General features: G+C 69.6%; 3 protein-coding genes. 2 read left to right on the top strand and 1 reads right to left on the bottom strand.

Translation table 11 applies throughout. The annotated features are described in order from the left end of the window. Positions 1 to 285, top strand: a 285-nt coding sequence (locus B0W88_RS29785) for a sensor histidine kinase KdpD (protein ID WP_144007065.1), incomplete at its 5' end; no start/stop codon positions are given. Here B0W88_RS29785 and B0W88_RS29780 read toward each other — a convergent pair. Beyond that, positions 278 to 2278, bottom strand: a complete 2001-nt coding sequence (locus B0W88_RS29780; protein ID WP_144007064.1) for a PstS family phosphate ABC transporter substrate-binding protein — start codon at positions 2276 to 2278, stop codon at positions 278 to 280. The genes B0W88_RS29785 and B0W88_RS29780 overlap by 8 nt on opposite strands. 168 nt (positions 2279 to 2446) lie before the next feature. Here B0W88_RS29780 and B0W88_RS29775 point away from each other — a divergent pair. Next, a partial coding sequence (locus B0W88_RS29775; protein ID WP_144007063.1) for a hypothetical protein occupies positions 2447 to 4789 on the top strand: 2343 nt, incomplete at its 3' end.

The raw sequence follows: 4789 nt of genomic DNA, 5'->3' as shown, positions 1-4789 counted from the left end.
ATCCGCTACACGCCGGCCGGCGGGCGCATCGACCTGGGCGCGGCGCTCGAGGGCGGGCGGGTCGTCGTGGTCGTCAGCGACACGGGGCCAGGTATTGCCCCCGCCGAGCGTGCCCGCGTCTTCGATCCCTTCCACCGCGTGCTGGGCAGCGGCGAGAGTGGTTCAGGCCTGGGCCTGTCCATCGTCAAGACGATCGTCGAACGCATCGGCGCGGGCATCGCGCTGGCCTGGAGCGACGAGGCGGCGCAGACCGGCCTGCGCGTGACGCTGTGGCTGCCTACTTGAGCAGGTCCAGCTGCTGAACCCGCAGGGGCTCGCTCAGCGGCAGGTAGCCGTGCAGGCGCAGCAGCTCGCCCTGCCCCTGCGGGCTCAGCACATAGGCCAGGAAGGCGGCCAGCGTCGGGTCCAGCGGCATGCCGGGCTTGCGGTTGACGAAGGCAAAGGTGCGCCGGGCCAGCGGGTAGTCGCGCGCGATCACGCTGCGCGCGCTCGGGGCGACGAAGGGCGCCTTCTCATGGGCGGCGATGGCGAGCACGCGCGTGCCGGGGTTGGCGTACTTCAGGTTCGACACCGCCAGGCCGTAGCGGTCGCCGCGCAGTGCGGCCATGCTCTTCGCGCCGCCATCGTCGAACTCGGCCAGTTGCTCCCAGTTCAGCTTGCGGCTCTCCTGCAGCACCTGGCGGACGAACCAGAGCCCGTCCTCGCTGTCGATGTCATGGCCGTAGAGATGGACCGGCTTGTCCTGCCACTCACCGCCCAGGCCCAGCTCGCCCCAGGTGCGGATATTGCCCGGCCCGCGCCGGTCCTCGACGCCGAACAGCCCCTCCAGCTGCGCCACGGTCAGCTGGCGTAATGGGTTATCCGCGTGGACGAAGACCGCCTGCGCCGCCGACTGCCCCGGCACGTCCAGGCTGCCGTTCATCAGCTCCAGCCGCAGCGGCGGGTAGCCGCCCACCGACTTGAAGAAGCCGTTGTCGTCGGTGATGTCGCTCTCGCGGCCGAGCAGCGCGATGTCGCCGGTCGTGCCGTAGATGCAGGGCATGGCGGACGCGGTGCCGGTCAGCTTGAACTCGACGCTGGCGTCGGGCCGCAGCGTGCGGAAGCCCTCGGCCCAGCGCGCGGCGATGGCGGCCATGTGCTCGTCCCCGCAGATGCGGATCGCGCCGGTGGCGGACGAGGCCGCGAGCGGCTCGCCGGGCGGGGCCTGGTCCAGCTGGCGCAGCTCGGCCGCAGCGGTCGCCGCCGACACGGGCAGGTAGCGCCCGTCCTCGTTGATCGCCTGCTGCCCCTCGCGGCTCAGCAGGAAGCGGATGAACTCGCGCACCCGAGCTTCGACCGGCCGCCCCGGCGGATGGTCGATGACCGCCGGGATCAGCCGCGTCAGCGGGTAGCTGCGGTCGATCAGCGTGGCCTTGCTGGCCTGCACGAAGGGGCCGCCGGCGGTGGCGGCCAGCGCGAGCGGCTTCACGTCCGCGTTGGCATAGCGGATGTTGGACACGGCGATGCCGTGGCGGTCGGCCCGCAGCGCATCGAGGATCTGCTGGCCGTGGTCGTAGATCGTGCCGCCGGGGTTGTAGATATGGACATAGTCGCGCAGCGCGTTGTTCCAGCGGTGGCTGCCCAGCAGCAGCGCGTTCTGCAGGTAGAAGCCGAAGCTGTCGTCGATGCGCCAGCCGTAGGGGTTGATCGGCTTCGCGGCCCAGTCGCCGGCCAGGCCCAGTTGGCCCCAGTTGCGGATGTTGTGCGGCTCGCCGCGCCGGTGCTCCATGCCGTAGATCGCATCGAGCTGGGCCAGGGTCAGTCGGTCTAACGGGTTATCCCTATGGACGAAGAACTGCTGCGCGTAGTCGAAGTTGCGCACGTCGTATGCGCCGGTGGCGATGGCGATGCCCTGCGGCAGGTAGCCCTTCACCTGCCGGAAGGCCTCGGCCGCCGCCGGGTCGATCTCCTCGCCGAGGATGGCGATGTCGCCGGTGCCGTTGAACAGCGAAGGGATGGCCGAGGACGTGCCCTTCATCCGCTGCTCGATCCGCACGCCGGGATGGAACTTGCGGAAGCCCTGCTCCCACAGGTTCAGCAGCCGCTCCATCCACTTCAGCGTGACATGGCCGTGGCCCTGGATGCGGATGACGCCGGAGACCGACTGCTCGGGCCGGTAGGCAGGCAGCGCCGCCACCGTGCGCGCCTCGATGCTGGCGGGATCGGAAGCGGGCAAGTCCGCGGCGCGGACGGCCATCGCCGAGAGTGCCAGCAAGAAGACGGATAGGGCTGTACGCATCGCCTGAAGGTAGCTGCGCAAGCTGTAGCCAGACTGAATTCCCGATGAATGCCGCATGCCGATGAGCGGCGTCAACAACCGGGCGGGTGTCAAGCAGGCCGCCAGCGGCTATCTTTGCTCGAGCGGTCGGGCGTTCGCGCCCCGGGGTCTGAAGTGGAGGTAGTAGCGATGGCTCTGCTGAGTGCGATCCAACGGAAGTGGTTGATCAACGTCGGCGCGTTCACCCGCGTGGGGCCCATCCTGCTGCCGAGGCGGCAGGCCGTGGCAGCGCACGGCGACAGTCTTGAGGACGAGGCTCCGCAGGAGGCCGGCGAAGGCGGCGCCGACGACGAGGCGGCCGAGGTGCTGACGAGCCGGATGCTGCCCCTGCTGAAGCTTGCGATGAAGGGCGAGCCGGTGCATGCGCTCATCGCCAGCACGAGCAAGGAAGCCGCCGTCATGCTGTCGCGCAAGCCGATCCCGCCGTCGCGGCGCAAGCTGCTGGCCGACCGTCTCGGCGCGGACGGCGGCGTGAAGTTCCTGGCCGGCCAGTGCGCCCTCGATCCCGACACCGGGGCCACGACCTTCGTGCTGCCGGCGGAGGTGACGGGCCTGGCCCGCAAGCTCAAGCGCGCGCTGCTGGAGCAGACCGGCCTGAAGGTCAGCAAGGTGAGCTGCCGCGGCCCCGAAGGCGCCGCCGACCACGACATCGACGACGGCGCCGACCTGCCCGCCGCAGCAGGCGTCGACACCCGGCAAGCCGAGGCGAAGCCCGCCGCCGTCAAGCCCGGCGCGAGCGGCACCGCGGCCATGACCGGCCTCGATGCCGACGCCCAGCGCCTCATCAACGCCGAGACCGACCGCATCTTCTACGAGACACATCCGAAGCATCCGCGCGGCGGCAAGATCGGCCGGGACGATCCGGCCGCGGCCGAGGAATGGCTCGCGATCCGCGACGGCGTCATGCAGCAGCTCGGCGCCGACCCCGCCGATCTCCCGCGCGTCGTGCCCGACAAGGACGCGCCCGACGCCAATGCCGACGAGCGCGAGCAGCATGTCGCCACCGTCGAGGCCTACCTGCAGAAGGCGCTCAAGCTCAAGCCCGAGCAGGTGGCGCGCCTCGCGCTGTTCACCGACAACAACGCGATGGCCGAGGACAAGGATGCCGAGAAGGGGGCCGACCGCCTGCTCGAGGCCCTGGACGGCAAGTCCTCGCTGGGCGCGCTCACGCCGGAGGAGAAGAAGGCGCTGCTGCACCAGTTCGCCGTGACCTGGCTGTACGCGCCGGGCCATGCCGAGGACGGCGCGATGGAGAACCTGAAGCAGACCACCGCCGCGCTCAAGGGCAACAAGGAGCTGGCCTCGATGGCGGCGGAGGCCTTCAACAACATCTCGAACTCGGTGCCGCGCGGCCGCTTCGACGGCAGCAACTACGACGATCTTGAGGAGGAGCGCCGCATCCAGGGCGAGCTCTGGGGCGCGGCGGTCGACCTCGATCCGGTCGCGACCGTGCGCAGCAACAAGGACGGCGAGAAGCTGGTGTCGAGGATGCTCGGCCAGGAGACCTGGCACTGGGTGCCGGGTTCGCGCTGGGAAGGCAATCCCGACCGCTACGGCCAGCAGCAGCCCAAGGCCGACGAGGCCCGGCGCAACGCCGTGATGCGGGCGGTCGGCCAGGGTGCGCTGTCGCCGCAGGAGACCCAGAAGTTCTTCAAGCGCATGTTCGTGTCGACGTCCTCGTTCGACGTCTCGGCCAAGGACTCGATCCTCGGCAATGTGTTCGACGTGGACCGCTCGACGCCGAAGGAGCAGGAGTCGATGGCCGGCCTGCTCAGCTACGCCACCAACCAGGCCCACCAGTCGAACCCGGCCGACACGCAGGCCACCGAGAAGAACCTCGCCGAGATCATGAAGTCCAAGGGCGGCCGGGAGGTGCTGTTCACCGTCGGCATGCCTGACGAATACCGGCTCTGGGCCCTCGACATGATGGCCAGCGATGCCAAGGTCCCGGGCAAGAAGCCCTGGACCGCGAAGGATCTCGAGAAGGGCTGGGAGAGCCCGCGGGTGGTCGAGGCCTACTCCGGCGCTGCCGTGAAGGCCGCGGAGAAGGCCTTCCCCGAGCCCTGGCACGACACGCCGGCCACGCACGGCATGCTCACCAACAACGTGGGCCAGATCCTCGGCATCACGCCGACCCTCAAGGTGCCGAAGAAGGAGACCGAGCAGGAGAAGCAGCAGCGCCTGGCCCAGGGCTACAACGCGCCGATCTACGACGCGGACGAGGATCCGATGAAGCAGATCATGGGTCACATCGGCAACGACGGAAAGCTGGTCACCGCCATCCCGGTGACGCTGATGAACCGCGAGAAGGGTGCGGCGATGTTCCAGGTGCTCCGGGTGCAGAAGGACGCGAAGGCGGCGCCCTTCTTCCTCGACAACGGCGGGCACCGCTACGCCAGCGCGGACCACTGGATCGTGGCCAACGAGTTGCCGCCTGGCGCGATGACCTTCCCTAAGGACCTGATGCTGGGC

Source organism: Pelomonas sp. KK5, from assembly GCF_001984095.1.
Classification (GTDB): domain Bacteria; phylum Pseudomonadota; class Gammaproteobacteria; order Burkholderiales; family Burkholderiaceae_C; genus KK5.
This window is presented reverse-complemented; position numbering and strand designations above follow the sequence as displayed.

Bases quoted from the DNA above. Each gene is read 5' to 3' on its own strand.
- B0W88_RS29780 (WP_144007064.1), bottom strand. From the start codon at position 2,278: ATGCGTACAGCCCTATCCGTCTTCTTGCTGGCACTCTCGGCGATGGCC.